General features: G+C 64.4%; 8 protein-coding genes. All 8 read right to left on the bottom strand.

Annotated elements, in window-relative coordinates; translation table 11 throughout:
* Positions 1–1994 (bottom strand): DEAD/DEAH box helicase family protein (locus ACYQ2I_RS17835; protein ID WP_460168428.1); only part of this gene is annotated, 1994 nt, incomplete at its 3' end.
* A gap of 10 nt (positions 1995–2004) precedes the next feature.
* Positions 2005–2220 (bottom strand): helix-turn-helix domain-containing protein, encoded by a 216-nt coding sequence (locus ACYQ2I_RS17840; RefSeq protein WP_460167061.1) that lies wholly within the window; start codon positions 2218–2220, stop codon positions 2005–2007.
* A gap of 447 nt (positions 2221–2667) precedes the next feature.
* On the bottom strand, positions 2668–3261 hold the full coding sequence (locus ACYQ2I_RS17845) for a hypothetical protein (protein ID WP_460167062.1): 594 nt from the start codon (positions 3259–3261) through the stop codon (positions 2668–2670).
* Positions 3258–4823, bottom strand: a complete 1566-nt coding sequence (locus ACYQ2I_RS17850) for a recombinase family protein (protein ID WP_460167063.1) — start codon at positions 4821–4823, stop codon at positions 3258–3260. Before ACYQ2I_RS17850 ends, ACYQ2I_RS17845 begins: the two co-directional genes overlap by 4 nt.
* The gene (locus ACYQ2I_RS17855) at positions 4820–5299 is read right to left on the bottom strand and encodes a DUF2924 domain-containing protein (RefSeq protein WP_460167064.1); all 480 of its coding nucleotides are present in this window, start codon (positions 5297–5299) and stop codon (positions 4820–4822) included. Before ACYQ2I_RS17855 ends, ACYQ2I_RS17850 begins: the two co-directional genes overlap by 4 nt.
* A 1797-nt stretch (positions 5300–7096) precedes the next feature.
* Entirely contained in the window at positions 7097–14071 is a 6975-nt protein-coding gene (locus ACYQ2I_RS17860; RefSeq protein ID WP_460168429.1) for an RHS repeat-associated core domain-containing protein, read from the bottom strand.
* 85 nt (positions 14072–14156) lie between these two features.
* Positions 14157–16433: an O-linked N-acetylglucosamine transferase, SPINDLY family protein gene (locus ACYQ2I_RS17865; RefSeq protein WP_460168430.1), complete on the bottom strand. Its 2277-nt coding sequence runs from the start codon at positions 16431–16433 to the stop codon at positions 14157–14159.
* Between the two features lie 283 nt (positions 16434–16716).
* Positions 16717–17298, bottom strand: a 582-nt coding sequence (locus ACYQ2I_RS17870) for a glycosyltransferase family 2 protein (RefSeq protein ID WP_460168431.1), incomplete at its 5' end; no start/stop codon positions are given.

The raw sequence follows: 17298 nt of genomic DNA on the forward strand, positions 1-17298 counted from the left end.
GCTTCCGGCTCTCCATAGAGGTCCCGAAGCGCGGAGAGATCGAACCCCATAGTGGCCAGGAAGGAGTGGTCCGGGGTCGTGGGCCCCTTGAAGTAGCGCCAGCAGAGGATAGTCTGCGCAAAGCGCTGCCTGAGGCCCTCGCGCTCCAGGCCGGCTTTGAGTTGGGCCTCGACCTGGCGGCGGAGTTGTTCGAGGATGGCAGGCGAAATGGTCTCGGAGAAGACCAGGTGGACGGGCACGTCGGCAATGACCATCTCTTGTTCGGTGCCGCGCGGGCCGCGCCCGCCTTCGCCACCCTCGCCGCGGCCTTCTCGCTCGCCGGCGATGACTTCTTCCTCTTCCTGCTCGAGAGGCTCATCCACGACGCCGGGCGTGTCGTTGGTGATCGCCGGTTCGAGCCGGGTGATGTCCACGAAATCGACGAGCTTGTAGATTTCCTTGCCTGTCTCCCTGCACTTACGAGTGCCGCGACCCTTCATCTGGACGTAGAGCACCTTGGACTTGGTGGGCCGGGCCATCAGCAAGACCTCGACATCAGGCGCGTCGATGCCCGTGTCGAGCATGCCCACGCCAACAAGAACGATGGGCCGGGGGGCCATATTGGGGTCCTTGTGGGCCTGATCGATGATCGCCTTCCGTTCGGCTGGCCCAGTGACGCGCTGGAACTCCTCGATCAGGTCCCGCGCGCCGGGCATCTCGTTGTGCACGGCGACGATGAAACGTTCAGCAGCCGCGTCGTTCTTGGGCAGGTTGTTCAGTTCGTTGTATTTCTCGATCAGCGCATAACGAAGGTTCTTCGCGTGGGCTATGGAGGCCGCGAAGACGATGGTCTTGACTGGCTGGCGAGTGCCGAGAATCTCAAAATACTTCTCGGCGATGAGTTCGTTGCGCTGCGGAACATCCACGGCGCGGCCCAACTGCTCCGGCTCGTAGTCGAAGCCCATGTCGTGAACGCCTTCTATGTCCACATTGGTGTGAAACTTGAAGTGAATGCATTGCGCAAGGCGCTCCCATTCGGGCACCTCGGCGTTCGTTTCGGCTTGCCGTATCGTGTAGCGGTAGATCGGTCCGCGGTACTGCCCAAGGTCGGTGAAGAAACGATCTGTGTTGACCGTTTCCTTGTCGGCCGGGGTAGCCGTCAGGCCAAGAAGGATCGCCCCGCCTTGGGCAAAATGGTCCAGCACACCGTACCAGTCGCCGAAGTACGAGCGGTGGCATTCATCCAGGATCACTATGCTGAAATGGTCTTGGGGATAGGACTTGTACTTTTCGCGCACTGCCAGATGCTGCACGGTGGTCACGAGTACGTCGCGGTGTCGGTCCTCGGGGCCACCCGTGGCCCGGCCGATGTCAAAGTTGTCGCCGAGATGGGTCTTGAACTTTTTGACGGTTTGCATCGCCAAGGCGTCCCGGTCGACGAGAAACAGCGCCCGGCGAATCAACCCAACCGACCAAAGCTTGGCAATAACCCCGGCGGCGGTAATGGTCTTCCCCGTCCCGGTGGCCATCTGGAGGTACATTCGGCGTCGGCCAGCCTGAACAGCCCCCAATACCTGGGAGACAGCAACGCGCTGATAGTCCCGAAGCGTACCGTTCAACTCAGTCGCTTGAGGGCGGAAAAACTCGCCGAACTCGGCTGGCGTCGGAAAGGCGGTTATTTTTTCTGGGAGGGTGTTGGCCTTGAGGTTTTGTCGCAGAAAGACCTGGCCGTCGCTGGCGAACAAGAGCGGCACGTCGTGGCCGGTGTTCTTCCAGTAGGTCCGGGCATAGCCTTTCGCCTGGTCCAGGGCGGCCCAAAGGTCTTTACCCGGCTTCTTCGCTTCGAGGATGGCAACCACTCTCCCATCCTGAAGGAAAACCCGATCGGCTTCTTCGCCGTCCAGGTGCTCGCGCCAACGCTTCCGCGTGACGTCGAAATCAGTCACGTCCCATCCGCGCTCCCCAAGGTGCTTCTCGATCAGCAGTTCGGCTTCGTCTTCGTTGATCGGTCGCATGGGCGCATCCTCATCGCACGCTGGGCAGATGGCGATCAAGCAAACCCACACCTTCATCCCCCAGCTCGCGGGCCGCTTCCTCCAGCCGTTGAACTGCCAGGGGCGATGGCTTGGCCCGGCCGTTCTCCCAGCGGTTGAGCGTTGCGAAGCTCACACCAAGCTTGGCCGCAAACTTCTCCTGCGTAAGCCCTAGCTTCCTACGCAGCTTGCGGACAAGCAAGGACATCTGTTTCTTCGTGCTCACGAGGCTCTCCCCACCAATTCCCCGGACAACCCGTAAAGGGGGCTCTCATACTCTATAGCGTATGACCGGCCGCAGCGCTGTCAAGTGGGAAGGTAAAGCAGGCCACACCCGGTTGGCCCGAATAAGGTTTCCGGACTCCGGCCGCAGCGCTGTCAAGTGGGAAGGTAAAGCAGGGGACCCACGACTGGGGAATGAAAAGCCGGACCACGGGGGCCGGTTATCGAGGGGCATTCGTTGACGCGGCAAGTCTGCGAAGCTCCGCCGCCTGGCGTTCCAGACGCTCGGCCAGACGGGTCAGCTCTTCGGCAGTCGCCGGTCCCAGGCAGGACAGGCCAAACGGCAGCGTCGCGCCCCGTGCGTCAACCGGACTTTTGTAGTGTACATCCACAAGGTCACAGCCCCCAAAGCCCGCCCCGGGGCGAAACACGATCACCGTTCCAACGATATTCTCGCAACGCGGGTCATGGGGATTCTGATGGATGATGACGCGGTCCCCTGGTTGTAGCCGGAAACTTGATCGACTCTTTCCCATTTCCAATTCCTTTTCTGACGGTCCTTTGCCGGTGGTCCGAGCGTAGATCCCCGGGCGGCGTGGTCAGCGAGCGAGACCTCGGACGCGTCCCCGGACTCGGCCGAGCGGAGTTCGCGCCACATTGCCCGCTGTTTGCGCCAGTCGAGAATCGCTGCGATGGATCGCACATCGCGCTCGGTGATTGGGTCGCGGCCCTGGGTGACGGGCGGCAGAAAGAGCAGCTCTTCCTGGATGTCGGGGGCAAGATGGAGAAGCTGCATTACCTGGGTAATCCGCGGCTGGGTGACATGGGCGAGCCGGGCAAGCTCGGTCGTGTTCCGCACCACGCCTTCCCGTAGCAGGCGATCGAACTGGATCGCCAGGGCCATCACCCGAGACACACGCGGCACGCGGCCGAGCGGCAGCAGTGGCTCCAATGCCGGTTTGTCCGCCAGCCGTTTCCGGCCCCGGGCACTGCGGGTGAAGACGACCTGCTTGGTCACTGTGATCATGCCGCACCTGCCGGTTGCTTGCGGGCCAAGGCCTTGATGGCCGTCGGATGGAACGATACCGCCACCGTGCTTTGGGCCGCGTCGAACTCGACGCGGGCCACCAGCAAGGCCACCAGTTGTGCCTGTTCCCGCGGGCTCAAAGCGTTCCAGGCGCCGTCGAAGTCGGCCAGGGCGGTGTCGATGTCGGCGGCGGTCAGTCGGTCTTGCTCGTGCTTTTGGAGCTGATGCTGGACCTCCCGCAGCCGTGTCTCACACTGGGCAATGCGGTCGTGGAGTTCCGCCATTTGGTCGGGAGCCGGCGCTGCTGCGTTCCGGGCCAGCCGGCGGAGCTCCGCGTGGTGCCGGCCCAGTTCGCGCCGTAGCCCGCGTTCTTCTGTGAGGAGTGCAGCCCGCTCGGCCTCGAACTGCTCCCGGGCTTGCCGGAGCACTTCGGCCCGCAAAGTGCGGTCGCAGCCAATGGCCCGAATCTCGTCGATCACGACCCGCTCGATTTCGCCGGCGGGCAACGAGGGAGAAGGGCACGCCTTGCGCCCGTTCTGGATGGCCCGGGTGCAGGTGTAATAGCGGTAACGCCGCTGCCTTTTGCAGGTGAACGTGTGGGTCATGGCCCGGCCGCAGGCCTTGCAGTACAGCAAGCCCCGAAGCAGGGCCCCGTATTTGTTCCGCACTGCCACGCCGCCCGAGCGGCCGTTGTGCCGCAGCGTGGCCTGGACCTGCTGGAACAGCTCGGCGTCGACGATCGGCTCGTGTTCGCCTTCGTGCAGTTCCGTCTTGTACTTGATCTTGCCGACGTACAGCGGGTTGGTCAGCAGGGCGTACAAAGAACCCTTGTCGAACGGCCGGCCACCTTTCAGCTCACCCCGACGGGTCTTCCACACCTTGTTGTGCCACCCGCGGCGAGCAAGCTCCTCCACTACCGGTAGCAAAGACCCCAGCGACAAGTAGAGCCGAAGGATTTCCCGGACTCGGGTCGCTTCCTGGGCGTTGACCACCAGGCGCGGACGGCCACCCGAGCGGTCGACGTCGTAGCCGAGGATCGGCGTGCCGCCGGTCCATTTGCCCTTGCGGCGGGTGGCGGCGATCTTGTCGCGGATTCGCTCGCCGATGATCTCCCGCTCGAACTGGGCGAACGACAAAAGCACGTTGAGCACCAGCCGGCCCATCGACGTGGCCGTGTTGAACTGCTGGGTAACGGAAACGAACGACACGCCCTTCCGCTCGAAGATCTCCATGAGCCGGGCGAAATCCAAGAGGCTCCGGCTCAGCCGGTCCACCTTGTAGACGACCACGCAATCGACTTTGCCTGCCTCAATGTCGGCTAAGAGGTGCCGCAGGGCCGGTCGGTCCAGATTGCCGCCGGTAAAACCGCCGTCATCGTAGCGGTCGGCAAGGAAGGTCCAGCCTTCCCCGGCTTGGCTGCGGATGAACGCCTCGGCCGCCTCCCGCTGGGCATCCAGGGAGTTGAACTCCTGGTCGAGGCCCTCGTCGGTGGACTTGCGGGTGTAGATGGCGCAGCGAATGCAGGTCGCTGCCGGCTGGGTCGAGTGTTTTCTGCGGCTCACCTCTTGCCCTCCAGACGAAAGAAGCGATATCCATTGATGTGGCTCCCGGTGATCGCCTTGGCCACCGCCGAGAGCGACGGGTAGCGCCGGCCCTCGAACTCGAAGCCGTCGGCCAGTACCAGGACCTGAAGCACACGACCCTTGTACCGACGCACGATCGCGGTGCCGGGCGGCGGCAGCCGGTGATCGAGTTTTGGCTGGCTGGCCGTCACCACCTCGCCCACTTGGGGCAAGCGGCGGGCCTTGGGCGCCATGACCCGAAGCTGGGTGCCCTTGGCCAATTCCTCCGCCCGGCGACGAGCGCGGTCGCTCAGGTCGCCTTCGACAAGAGCTTGGAGCTTCCAGGCGATCTTACGGACCAGATACGCGCGATTCCAAGAGCGGGTCGGCTCGCCGAACAATTCCGCGTACCGCCGGGCAAGCTCGCCGGTGGTCATCCGGCAAAGCGCGGCAAGTTCTTTCTCTACGTCGGGCATGATAGACCGTCTCCGAAGTTTCAAGCGCAACGGCCCGGTGCAGCGATTGGCAACCGAGCAGCCCTACCGGGGCTCAAGGCACAGTGAGCCTCGGATTTTCCGAAAGCTCAAGGCCCTGGGGGAAGAGTTTGGGCGGCTTTTCCGGCCCGCGGCGAACCGCCAGATGAGCGGTGTGGCACCGCGATGGCGTTATGATCGGCGCCCGGGCGCGAGTTCCGCAGATAGCGGGCCACGCCCCGGGCCAAGATGGCGGCCACTTGCGCAAGCCGCTCCTTCGGCGTCAGTTTCCGTGGCAATCGATCCGGCATTGCGACAGGCTCCATGATGAGGTCACCTGCCGTTTATATATGCCGTTTGCGCCGCAAGTGTCGCGATTTTGCGAGGTTCTTGCTTCCCGCCCGCTCAAGAAGAGACACGCGCGCGATGTCTCTAGACCATAAACGCCCGGTTGACTTTTCCCAACCACCGGCGGTTTAGAATGGGCGCGACCTGACGATTTAGGATGGATTCTAAATCCCCGGTTGGCGGCAGGGGAGAGACACCGAGACTTGCGGAGCAGGTGCTCGCACCCGAGCCGCGCCCAGCCGTCCAAAGAGCGCCGCGGCCTTGCTGGCAGAGACAGACCGAGACGCACGGCCAGTTGCAACCTATTGCGAAAAAAGGCCTTACGTCGCGTCGGAGAAACGCCGCTCCCTGACGGTCCCGGCTCGGGAAGCATCTAAACCCCGGGTAGCAGGCTTTGCGGCGCGTGTGGAAAGGTACAGTGGACCAAACGGTCTTCGGAATTCGACGAGAACCAAGGAGAGACATCGCGCCCCCGAAAATTGCGCTACGGCCCCCAAGCCAGGTTCTGTCCACAGAGCGAGGCAGATTCGAAATGGCGGCCGAAATCCACCGTCCCACCGTCAATCAAAATGATGGCTACAATCCGGTCTGATAGATGGAGGAAAACTGTCACTCGCCCTCTCCCCCGGAAAAGGGCGGCGAGCGTCAGCGAGCCGGGTCGAGCCGGGTGAGGGTTCATCTCCCGCGGCGCCGCGAAAGAAACGCGACCCATCCTGTTCCCCTTCACCGGATATCCCCGGGCCCCCCTGAAACAAGACATCCACGCGAACCAATGCACCTATTCCAAATGGTATAGGCGGCTGCCCCTTCGTCTCTGCTCGTACCTCGGCGGCGAGGTACGACGCGGCTGTGAATCAGTGAATCGAGAAGGTTTGGCGTCAGGTGACACTACTGGACGAGCCAGCGGTCGGTCCTTTTTCTTCCCAGCAGAGTACCCAATTCGTTGGTCGTTCTCGATCAACGCGAATATGAAGTGAGTCTCCAATGCGCAGCGGCAGCCAAGCGTTGAACGGAATGTGCCGTGAGGATTGAACAACAGTGCCGCGCGCGGCGTAACGCACTACCACGGCGAATTGTGGCCCGATGGGAAATGCACGCTTCCTGACGACGGTGGCAACCTGATCCTCGCCGTTGTCGTAAACAGTTGCCCGTCTTCGTCGGACTAGAGAGAACCCCAATTCGATTGGCACGTCGCAGAATACCAGAAAAACCGCGAGAACGTACAGTGCGCGTTCTCCCAGCGCTACGGCCAATGCACAGGCAAGCCCTCCCATTAGAAGAAGGGTTACGCGCACTCGAAGCCGCAGACTGGCGGTGAACGGGAAAAGCGCGAGTTCTGAAGCGCGCGCGGCCTGTTGACGAGGGCGACTACCATTACTCAAAGTGCCAACCTCCTTACAGCAAGCGCGACGCTCAACACGTTTAGCGCACAGCCGTGAGCAACTGCGGAGATTAGAAAAGTGATTTGAGCCACTTGCCCAATTTCTCTCCTAGTTCGCGGGCACAGTTAGCTGCCGCACCGGGGAGATAGAGACCTCCAGCCGAGGGACCGAGGTACTGACGCGGATCATACCACGGATGGCAGCACGGGCACTCCTCATTGGTACATTTTGCCATGAATGTGTACGTGCGCTGGAGCTTGGCCCCGCCAGGGATTCCGGGAATACCCGCCCCACCGCCAACGCCGACACCACCCTGGATCACTATGTCGTGGGCACCGGGCGTAACTTCAATGCCACCCTCACCAACAATCGCCTCGCCACCGAAAAGGTGTGCCTCGAAGAATATCCCACTCATGTCTTTGACGCAGGAGTGCTTCGTTAAGGTGGCCTCGCCGAACACTTGCCCCGAGAGGCCAGCGAAAGTGGAGATAACACCTGGGATGAAACTCTCCTGCCCTTTGATCTTTGCTGCCGACACGACCGTTGCTGCCACCGCCAGATTCCCGCAATCATCCCAGCAGACCTTCAGCGCGCCCATCGGATGCGCTATGAAGCCCCCCACGTCAAGGGACGCTCCCATGCACCAAGCGTACATCCCAGAGGGATCGACGTAAATGACCGGATTATTGAAGACGTAGCGGTACAAGTTGGGATCGCTATACACCGGGTCCTCGCTCAGCCACCTTCCGACGGCCGGGTCGTACCAGCGGTGGAGGTTGTTTTGGAGGCCCGTGTCGGCGTCGAACGGCCGCGCGGTGAAGAGAAACAAGCTGTCGACCGCCGGGTTGCTCTCCGACGTCACCTTGCCGAAGGCGTCATAGACCAGGTGGTTGACCACGGTCGTGGTCCCCGTCTGCGGGTCGTACTTGGCAATGTCCCGCACCGTGTTCACGTGATCTGTGAGCGTCCAGGCTACCAAATCGGCCGTGCCGCCGTCAACTTCTTCCTCGGCCAGGATCTGGTCCACCGCCGGGCCCCACAGGTAGCGCTCGCGCAAGTGGCCGATCTGCAAATCCCCCGAGTTGGCCCGCCGGAAGTCCATCACGATGTGGTTGCCGTCGTAGGCGAACAGCCGCCGCTGGTCGGTATGCCCGTCCCCGTCGGCGTCCAGCCACTTGCGGACCCAGCGGTTCTGGTAGTCGTAGGCGTACTCCACCACCCTATCCACCGCCGCGGCGTAGCCGGGGCGGTGTTCGACTTTCACCAGGCGGTTGCGGTGGTCCCAGGTGTACTGGGTGATGTCGGTATCGCCGGCGTCGAGCCGGCCGCTCTGGTTGGCGTCGATGAACCGGTGCGTGCGGTTCCCCTCGGCATCGTACTGGTAGCGGTAGGTGCCGTCGGAGAGGAGCCGGTTGTTGGCACCGGTGGTGTACGCGCTGCCGTTGGCCAGCACCCGGTTGCCGTTGGCGTCGTAGGTGTAGCTTTCGTCGCTTTGGTAGTCGTAGTCGGCGGCGGTCAGTTGCCCGGTGGCGTCGCTGGTATAGTCGGCCGTGCCGTCCACCGAGTTGACGTACTGCGTCATCCGCCCGGCGGCGTCGAAGGACCAGCCGTAGTCGACGAACGTGGTCTGCCCGCGGTAGTGGACGAGGTCCACCAACCGGCCCGTCTGGTCGTAGCCGTAGTCGCTTTGGGCCACAAGCTGGGTGCCGGCCAGGTCGGCGTAGCGGGTGAGGGTATCGAGCTGCCCGGCGGCGTCGTAGGAGAAATCCACTCGTTTTTCGGCCACGTCCCTGCCGCCGGGCTGTTCGCCTTGGGTCAGGCGGATGAGCCGGCCCAGGGGGTCGTAGGTGTAGGCGTTTACGAAGTCGTCGGTGCCGTTGATGCGGGCAGCCAGCCGGGTGCGGCGTCCCGCGGCGTCGTACTCCTGGGTGAAGGTGATGGTGGGCGTCAGGCCGGCCAGCGAGTGGGTGATGGTGATCGCCCGGCCGAGGGCGTCGTACACGAAGGAGTACTCCGCGTCCGGATCGCCGGCCGAGAGCATCTGCCCGGCCGCGTCGTAGGTGAAGGCGATCGTCCGCTGCCGGTTCTGGTCGGCGTCGGCATCCTGCACATTGTTGTACCAGATTTCGGCGGTGTTGCGGCCGAGATTGTCGTACTGGAACTGCCGCACGCGGCCCAGGCGGTCCACCTGGCGGACCAGGTAGCCGGCGGCGTCATAGACGAAGGTCCGGGTGTAACCCAACTGGTTGGTCTCTTCCACCGCGCGGCCGAGCGAGTCGTAAACCCAGGTGGTGGTGTTCTCTTCGGGATCGGTCAGCGACAGGCGGTTGCCGGCGGCGTCGTAGGTGTAGGTGGTGGTGGCGCCATTGGCGTCGGTCTGGGCGGTCAAGCGCCCCAGGTGGTCGTACTGGAACGTGGTGGTGTTGCCCAGGCGGTCGGCCTGGCTGAGGAGGTGCCCGGCGGCGTCGTAGGTGAAGGTGGTCCAGGGGGCCAGGCCCGGGCCTTCGCCATCCGGGTCGGGCTGGGTGATTTTGGTTTGCCGGCCGAGATTGTCATACTCATAGGTCGTGACCTGCCCCAGGGGGTCGATCACCTGGAGGAGCTGCCCGGCGTCGTCATAGACGTACTCGGTCTCCGGGCTGGCCAGCGGGCCTTGCCCGTCGGGATCGGGCTGGATGACTTTCTTCTGCCGTCCGCGGCAGTCGTACTGGTAGCTGGTCACGTTGCCCATAGGGTCGGTGACGCTGGTCAATTGGCCGAGCTTGTCGTAATGGTAAGAGGTTTCGGGAGAGGTGAGGGGCCCTTGCCCGTCGGGGTCGGGGAGGATGACCTTGCTGCGGCGGCCGAGGGCATCGTACTCGTAGGAGGTCGCCCGGCCCAGCGGGTCGATCGTTTGCACCAGTTGCCCGGCGGCGTTGTAGACGTACTGGGTAATCGGGGCGGGTTGCGGGCCGGCGCCGTCGGGATCGGGCTGGATGACCTTCGTCTGCCGGCCGGCGATATCGTACTCATAGCTGGTGGTGTTCCCCAGGGCGTCGATTGTGGCGATCACCCGGCTGGCATCGTCGTAGACGGTTTGCGACAGCGGCGAGACCAGGCGGAGCAGCACCGCGTCGGCCACCACGTTGGCACCGGCGATGGCCGAGTTGTTGGCCAATTGGACGATGAGCGTCGAATCGCTCGCCAGGAAGCTGCCGAGCTTGAAAAAGCCGCGGTCGGCGAACCGGCGTCCTGCACCGGTCTGGGGAGGCTCCTGCGTCTGGTCCACCGTGAAGGTGGCCAGGGGCTGACCGGAGGTGTCGCCTGCGTACACGGCGAAGGGGGCGTCGGTGGCGTTTTGGGGATCGGCCTGCCAGGTCACGTAGACCTCGTACTGCATGCCCAGCATAAGGTGCGCGAAGGTCCAGGTGGCCGTGGCCGTGGGCTGGCCCATGACGGTGCTATGGACCCGCGAGTTTCCCGCGTAACCGGCCTGCCAATCGGCCCAGGTACCGGCAGGCTCGGCGTAGCCGGTGGCGCCGTCATCGATCACTGTTCCATGATAGTTGGCTATCAGCCGATCGGCGTTGTCGTAGGCGTACTCGGTGACGTGGCCCAGGGGGTCGATCACGTGGCTGGTCCGCCCGGCCGCATCGTAGAACTGGCGGGTCACCGGGCTGGCCAAGGGACCTGGGCCGTCGGGGTCGGGCTGGATGGTGCGGACGACCCGGCCGCGGGAATCGTACTCGTACTGCGTCACGTTGCCCAGGGGATCGGTTTCGGCCACCAGGTTGCCGGCGGCATCGTAGGTGTACTGGTACACGGGGCTGGTCAGGGGCCCTTCCTCCCCGTCGGGGTCGGGGAGGATTTTGCGGATGAGCCGGCCCAGGGCATCGTACTGGTACTCGGTGCGGCGGCCGAGTTCGTCCACCTCGGCGGTGCGTTTGCCGCTGGTGGCGTCGTACTCGTACTGGACCGTGGCCTCCAGATCCGTGCCCTGGGCATAGGTGATGCGGGTGATTTGGCCGCGGCTGTTGTACTCGTAGCGGGTGATGGTGCCCAGGGGATCGGTCTCAGTCTCCACCAGGCCGATGAGCGTCCCATCGCTGGCATCGGTATAGGTATAGCGGGTGACCACGTCGTCGGTTTCGCCATTGCCCGGCGAGTCGACTTGGCCGACCACGATCCGGGTCTCCAGGACGAAGCCGGTGGCGGGATCGAGGGTGTAGCGGGTCTCGATGCCCCGTTCGTCGATGTACCGGGTGACGGCATTCCAGGTGTAGTCGTACTCCCAGCGGCGCGTCCCGCCGTCGGGCAGGATCATCGTGATGCGGTTGCCTTTGTGGTCGTATTCGTAAGAGGTCACGGAGGCGGTTAGCGGGCCCTCGCCGTCGGGGTCGGGCTGGATGGCCTGCACCACTTGGCCGGCGGCGTTCCGCACATAGCGGGTGGTTTGTCCCTCGCCGTCCACGGCATCGGTAGCGAAACCCCAGCGGTCGACCTCGGCCGTGGTGGTCACGCCGGCGATGGTGGTCGTGGCCTGCAATTGCCCGAAGTCCCGCAAGGCCGCCGGATTCTCCGGCGTACCCTCGCCGGCCGAGGTATCGACCAGGGCCGCGGCCGGGATGGAGACGTAGAGCTCCTCGGTGCCGTCGGCCCGGATGATCTTTTTCAGGCGGAGGGCATGGTCGTATTCATAAGTCTCTTGCGAGCCGTCCGGGAAGATGATCTTCGAGAGAAGGTTATTGGGTCCCGCGTATTCCAGGGTGGTGACCGGCGCGGGCAGGGGGCCATCGCCGTCCGGGTCGGGCTTGATGATCTGGGTAATCCGCCCGGCTGCATCGTGGGTGTAGGTGGACACGACGCCGTCGGGCCGGGTCAGTTGGCTGAGCCACCCGGTAACGGGGTCATACGTGAAGGTGGTCGCACCCTCTGCTTCCACGACTCCCACCAGGCGGTTCCCCGCGTCGTAGTTGTAGGTCGTGGGATTGCCGGCCGGGTCGATGGTATTGAGGATCAGCCCGCTGGGGGCGAAGTGATCGGCGGTGCCGTCCTTGGCGGTGAGGGTGAAGCCGGTGGACCAGTTGCCGGTGAGGGTGTAGGCGCTGGTGTCGGCGGAGGTCTGGGGAATCCAGCCCCCGGCACCGTCGGGGACGAACCGCTGGATGCCGCGGCGGAGCAGGAGCACGTCCCCGCCGTCGGGGATCAGGCGGGCCACGCCGAAGGCGAACCACCCCGGCGCCATGTAGCTGGGCAAGGTGTTGATGACGTTCTGGGTGCCGGTGAGGGTGATCGTCCGCGTGCTCTGGTCGGAATAGTGCTGGATGAGCTGCACGGTCCAGTCGTAGGCCCCGGTGGGAAGTCCGCCCACATCCACGGGAAAGGCAAAGGCGTAAGAGGCGCGGGCACTGGCAGCGGAGGCATCGAACCAGATCGTGGTATTGGGCGTGGTGTTGCCGAACTGTGCCAGCCGGGCCTCCACCCGCTGGAGGGTCGCCCCGCCGTTGGTAAGCTCCAGCGGGCTGGTGGCGATCACCGTCTCGCGCCCCGAGGCCAGGTGGGCGTAGTAGGTCAGCGGGGTCCCGGCATTGTTCACCCCAAGGGCGCCGGTCGGGCCACTGGTGTCCGTGGAAACGCTTAGACAACTCGCGTCGCGGTCGCAGCAGCCGACGCAGGGCCTCGGATCGAACGCCGGTTCCTCGACCTCGATCGTGGCCGTATCGTACTCCTGGTCCACGTTCCAGCCGGTGATCGTCCCTACGACGGTCTCGTAGGGGTCGGATTCGTTGCGATAGCCGTCGTACCAGGGGACGAAGGTCACGAGGTAACTTTTCTGGCCGGCGGGTATCGAGAGGGCGGCGGAGCCGACGATCACGGTCATGTTTTCGTCGTGCAGGAACCCGTCGGCATCCACGACGTAGTCGCGGGGGCCGGGATCATCGTCCCAATGGGAGTCATCGTCTAGGGTGGCCGTGCCGTCGGCCGAGAAGGCAACCGAGACGTTCTCGAAGTTCTGGTTGCCGTCCAAGAGCCGGATCAGAAACCCCCCGGCCGAAGCACCAGGCATTTCCGATTCCAGACCCGATGTGGGCTCGGGGAGCGGTTTTTTCGGTTCCACGGCGTTGCCGTTGCCGGCCCGCTCGATGACCCAGTCGTTGTCGTGCAGGTCCACCACGTCCGAGCGGTTGCCGAACGGGTAGCTGGCAGGCATCCATCCCAGGGCCTGGTTGGCGCTGAGATAAAGGGCCACGGTCTCCTTGACCTCGGCGCTGTGGTCGTCGATCACGGCCACGTCGAAGGGGATCTCCGTAGTCTCTCCCGAAAAAGTCACATACCCGGTGGAGGAGTACTCGCATCCCTGCCATTCCGCGCCCGGCAGGGGCTCATAATCGTAGCCCTGCCGGGCCGTGCCGCCGATATCGAACCAGGCGCGGATCGCATAGGTCGTATCCATCGATTCCCCAGGGGGGCCGGCCCGGCGGACGACGAACTTGCCGAAATTCGTGGGCTCCGCGGCCACGTTGTCCGTGGCCACCAGGGAGATCGTCCACTCGTCGTCGTCCTCGATGGTCACGGTGGCCTCGCTCGGCGAACCGATGGTCACCGGATACGTGCCACAGCACTGGCTGGTGGTATACCACCCGCCGGTCAGCCGTACCGTCAACTCTTCATTGCCCTCGAACCAGGCGTCGTTTTCGATCGTGATCGTGGCCGACTGGCTGCCGTTCCCATAAAACTGGATGTAACCGTAAGGGAGGAAGCCCGAGGCCTGATAGTCGCAGGAATCGGCCGTACCGGTGATCTGGAAGGTGACCACGCCATAGGCGATGTTGGACGGACAGTCGCTGATGGTGATCGTGAACGTGGAAACCCCCTCTTGCCGCTCCACCTGGAGGGCTTGGTCCACGCTGATCGTGGCCGTTACCGAAAGCAATTCCCTCTTCTCCAGCGGCTCGAGGCGGAGCGGGCGGTGGCATGTGGAGCATCCCGTGCCTTTGCAGCGGCTGCGGAACCGGTGGACCGTGCGATTCCAAAGACTCCGAACGGGCAACGGCAACGATGCCATGGTCGGGCTCCTTTTCTCCATTCTTGGCCGGCATGGCCGGCTTGTCTGCGACCCGAAAAAACCGTCGGCGCGACAACCGAGCGCGTTACGGGGCTTCCTCGATCGCCCGCCGGAAGAACGCCTCGAATTCGCGCAGCACCTGCTCGTCCTCATACAGGACACCGCAGCGCTGGAGAATCTTTTCTCGCATGGCCTGGCGGAAGTCGCCGTCCCGCCCCAAGCGGACCGCCAAGGCCACGTATTGCTGTTCGTCGCCGGCCACCAGGTCCTCGACGCCCATCCGCCCATACAGGCCCGCCGCGTACCGTTGCACCATGTACGGACCAGGCAGCGTGACGATCGGCACCCCCAGGGCAAACGCGTCGTAACCGGTCAGCGACGCGCTGTAGCAGGGGGCATCAAGGACCGCGTCCGTCAGACGCAGCAGGCGGTAGTAATCCCGCGGCGGCTGGCTGGGCAAAAAGAGGACCCTCCGCAGAAGCGACTCGCCCAACGTCCGCTGCCAGCGGGCCTTCAAGCGGGCCACCGTGGCCGGGCGGCTCCCCTCCAAGACCACCAGGTGCCCGCTGGGGTCTTCCTCCAGAATCCGCCGCAATAGGCGATCGAAGTCCGGATGGAACTTGGCCAGCCGGTGGGGGCAGAAGTAGATCGCCCCGTGGGCCGGCAAGCCGAAATCCTCCCGCTTGGAAGGCGGGGGCAGGGCCGGCCGCGGCTGCCAGGCGGTGGTCCCTTCGAACGGGAGCAGCCGTTCCGTATAGTCTTCCTGGGCCTGTGGCCCGCGTTCGAACAACCGCGAGGAAAGAAAATAGTCGATGTTCACGATTCCCGTCGTGCCGTGCTGGCCGAAGCCGATGCACTGCACGGGAGCCAGCGGCAGAAACGGCAGGAAGTAGTTGACGATATCCGTGCCCGCCTGCCAGTGCAGGAGAATGTCGCACTCGGCCCCGCGGATGGCCCGGAAAGCGCTTTCCATCTCATGCGGGAATCCGATCCAGAGGACGTCCCCGGCGCGCACCGCCCGGCGGCATTCGCGCAGCGCAGCGGACGATACCAAGCCGACCACCTCGAACCGGCGGCGGTCCAGCCGCTCCATGATCCCGCCGAAGCCCCGCAGGAAACCCCCGTGATGCCCATAGGTGGCCAAGAAGCCCACGCGGATTCTCGCCCGCCGCGGGCCCCGGGTGGGTAACTGCTTGGGAAAGGCCGGGGCAAAGAGGCGGGCGAACTTCTCCCGCAGGCGGCGGTTGCACACCCCGTGGTGATAAAGGTGAAACGACGGCACAAAGCCGTCACGGAAGGCGCGCCGCCAGTCCAGCGGGGGCGATTCGGCCAAGGCCTCGTCGAGTCGCCGTTCCAGCTCCGCGCGATACTGAAGAATGGCCTCGGCGGAGTCGAACACGGTCGGGCAGAGGCTCAGCTCGCGAAGTCGCCAGATCGGCTTGTCCGGTCGCAGGCCGGCGGCGGTTCGAAACTCCTCCCGCGCTCGCTCCTCCTCTCCCAGGTCATTGTAGACCAGTCCCAGGTTCAGGTGCGCGTCGGCCGAGTCGGGCCGCGCAGCGATCACGCGGCGAAACGCCTCGGCCGCTTCCGCGAAGCGTTTGGCTCCGCAGTAGATCTCGCCCAGTTGCGTGAGCGTTTCCACTTGCTGCGGGGCCGCCGCCAAGCTGTCGTGGCAGAGCCGCACCGCCTCCTCGGTTTCGCCTTTGGCGTGGGCGACGCGGGCCAGGTGCCGCAGGGCGTCGGCGTGCCGCGGGGCAAGCCGTAGCGCATGACGGAGGCAGCTTTCCGCCTCCTCCCACTCCCCTTGTTCCAAGTGGATCAACCCAAGGTTCGACCAGGCGTCCGCATACTCGGGCCGAAGGGCGATTGCCCTCCCAAAGGCCGCCCGTGCCTCGGCCGGCCGTCCCATCTTCTTGAGCACTGCCCCATAGTTGTTCCAGTAGACCGCCTTCGTGCCGCAAAACCGCAGACTCCGCTCGATCAGCTCCAGGGCCGCAGTGTGGTCCCCGCGCGCTGAATAGATCAGACCGAGAAAGTGCAAGGCCCCGGCGTGGTCCGGCTGCGCAGCCAGGATATCGCGGTAGATGTTTTCGGCCGTCTGGAAATCGCCCGCCCGATGGGCCGCCAAGCCCTGCTGAAAAGCAACCGCCACGGCGTGAGCCGCCGTTCGTTCCACCGGCGGCCCGCCGCGGCTCTCGTGTGCCGTCAGCTCGGGTACGCTCCCCATCGTTCCCGTCTCCAGGTTTTGGCGCAGGTCGCAGGCGAGAAGACTTACCCTGGGCGTCGTAGGTGCCGGACTACAAGGCTCAGGAAGATCCAGCGCCGCACCGGCCGCATGCGGAGATTCCCGGATGGCAGCCATTATGCTATACGTGTGTGTGTTGTCAAGTACCCCCTCCAAGATTTTTTCGCCTACCGGCTCACATCCCTCGTGCCGGCCGGTCGGCAGTGGGGGATGATACCCAACCAGAGCTGACATTTTGACGGGCATCTGTCACGGGGTTGTGCGGATTGCCCCCTACGCTTTGGAGACAAGCGAATCGGCGGGGTAGCGGGAATGGATGGACGACGGTCGCCCAGATGCTTCGGCCGACGTGAGCAGAACGCCTGCGGAATCCTGCGAGCGGCCGCCTCGTGGGCTGTATTCACGAGGCCGGTGCCCGGGGCGGTGTTGCTGTCAACGCCAATTCATCCCAGGGCGCCGACCATCGCGGCGTGACGGAGGAGATGCGTGCGATGGTCTCTTCGCCTCGGCGCTGGTAGCCGTCCTTGCCGAGGGCCGAAATGTGCCGGGCATTCGGGTAGGTGTGCCAGCGGTAGATGTAGCTGGGCAATGAGCAGGGAGCCTGGGGCATGGGGCAGGCAGAGAGGCGGAGCGGTTCGGAGGAGAGGACTTGGCTTGGTGAATCGCTGCGGATACCGGCACGCTTGAACCGTTCGGCCAACGCCTGGTCCTGACCGGATTGCATGGCCGGGTAGCCGCAGACGGAGAGGAAGGCCTCCCGAGTAAAACCCCAGGAGCCGTGGAAGAGGCCGCCGCTCGGCTTGCATTCCAAATAGGTGCGGCGGTCGATCCAGACCTCCGCGGGCCGCGACCAGGAGATACCGGCAGAAAAGACCTGCGCCATCGCCTCCAGGTGCCAAGGCAAATAGATGTCATCATCGTCCCAGACGGCGTAGGCGTCCACGTCGGGCGAGGCCAAGGCGGCCGTGGCGTTCCGCTTCTC

It is taken from the genome of Thermostilla marina, from assembly GCF_054657455.1.

Bases quoted from the DNA above. Each gene is read 5' to 3' on its own strand.
- ACYQ2I_RS17855 (WP_460167064.1), bottom strand. From the start codon at position 5,299: ATGCCCGACGTAGAGAAAGAACTTGCCGCGCTTTGCCGGATGACCACC.
- ACYQ2I_RS17865 (WP_460168430.1), bottom strand. From the start codon at position 16,433: ATGGCTGCCATCCGGGAATCTCCGCATGCGGCCGGTGCGGCGCTGGAT.
- ACYQ2I_RS17845 (WP_460167062.1), bottom strand. From the start codon at position 3,261: ATGATCACAGTGACCAAGCAGGTCGTCTTCACCCGCAGTGCCCGGGGC.
- ACYQ2I_RS17860 (WP_460168429.1), bottom strand. From the start codon at position 14,071: ATGGCATCGTTGCCGTTGCCCGTTCGGAGTCTTTGGAATCGCACGGTC.
- ACYQ2I_RS17840 (WP_460167061.1), bottom strand. From the start codon at position 2,220: ATGTCCTTGCTTGTCCGCAAGCTGCGTAGGAAGCTAGGGCTTACGCAG.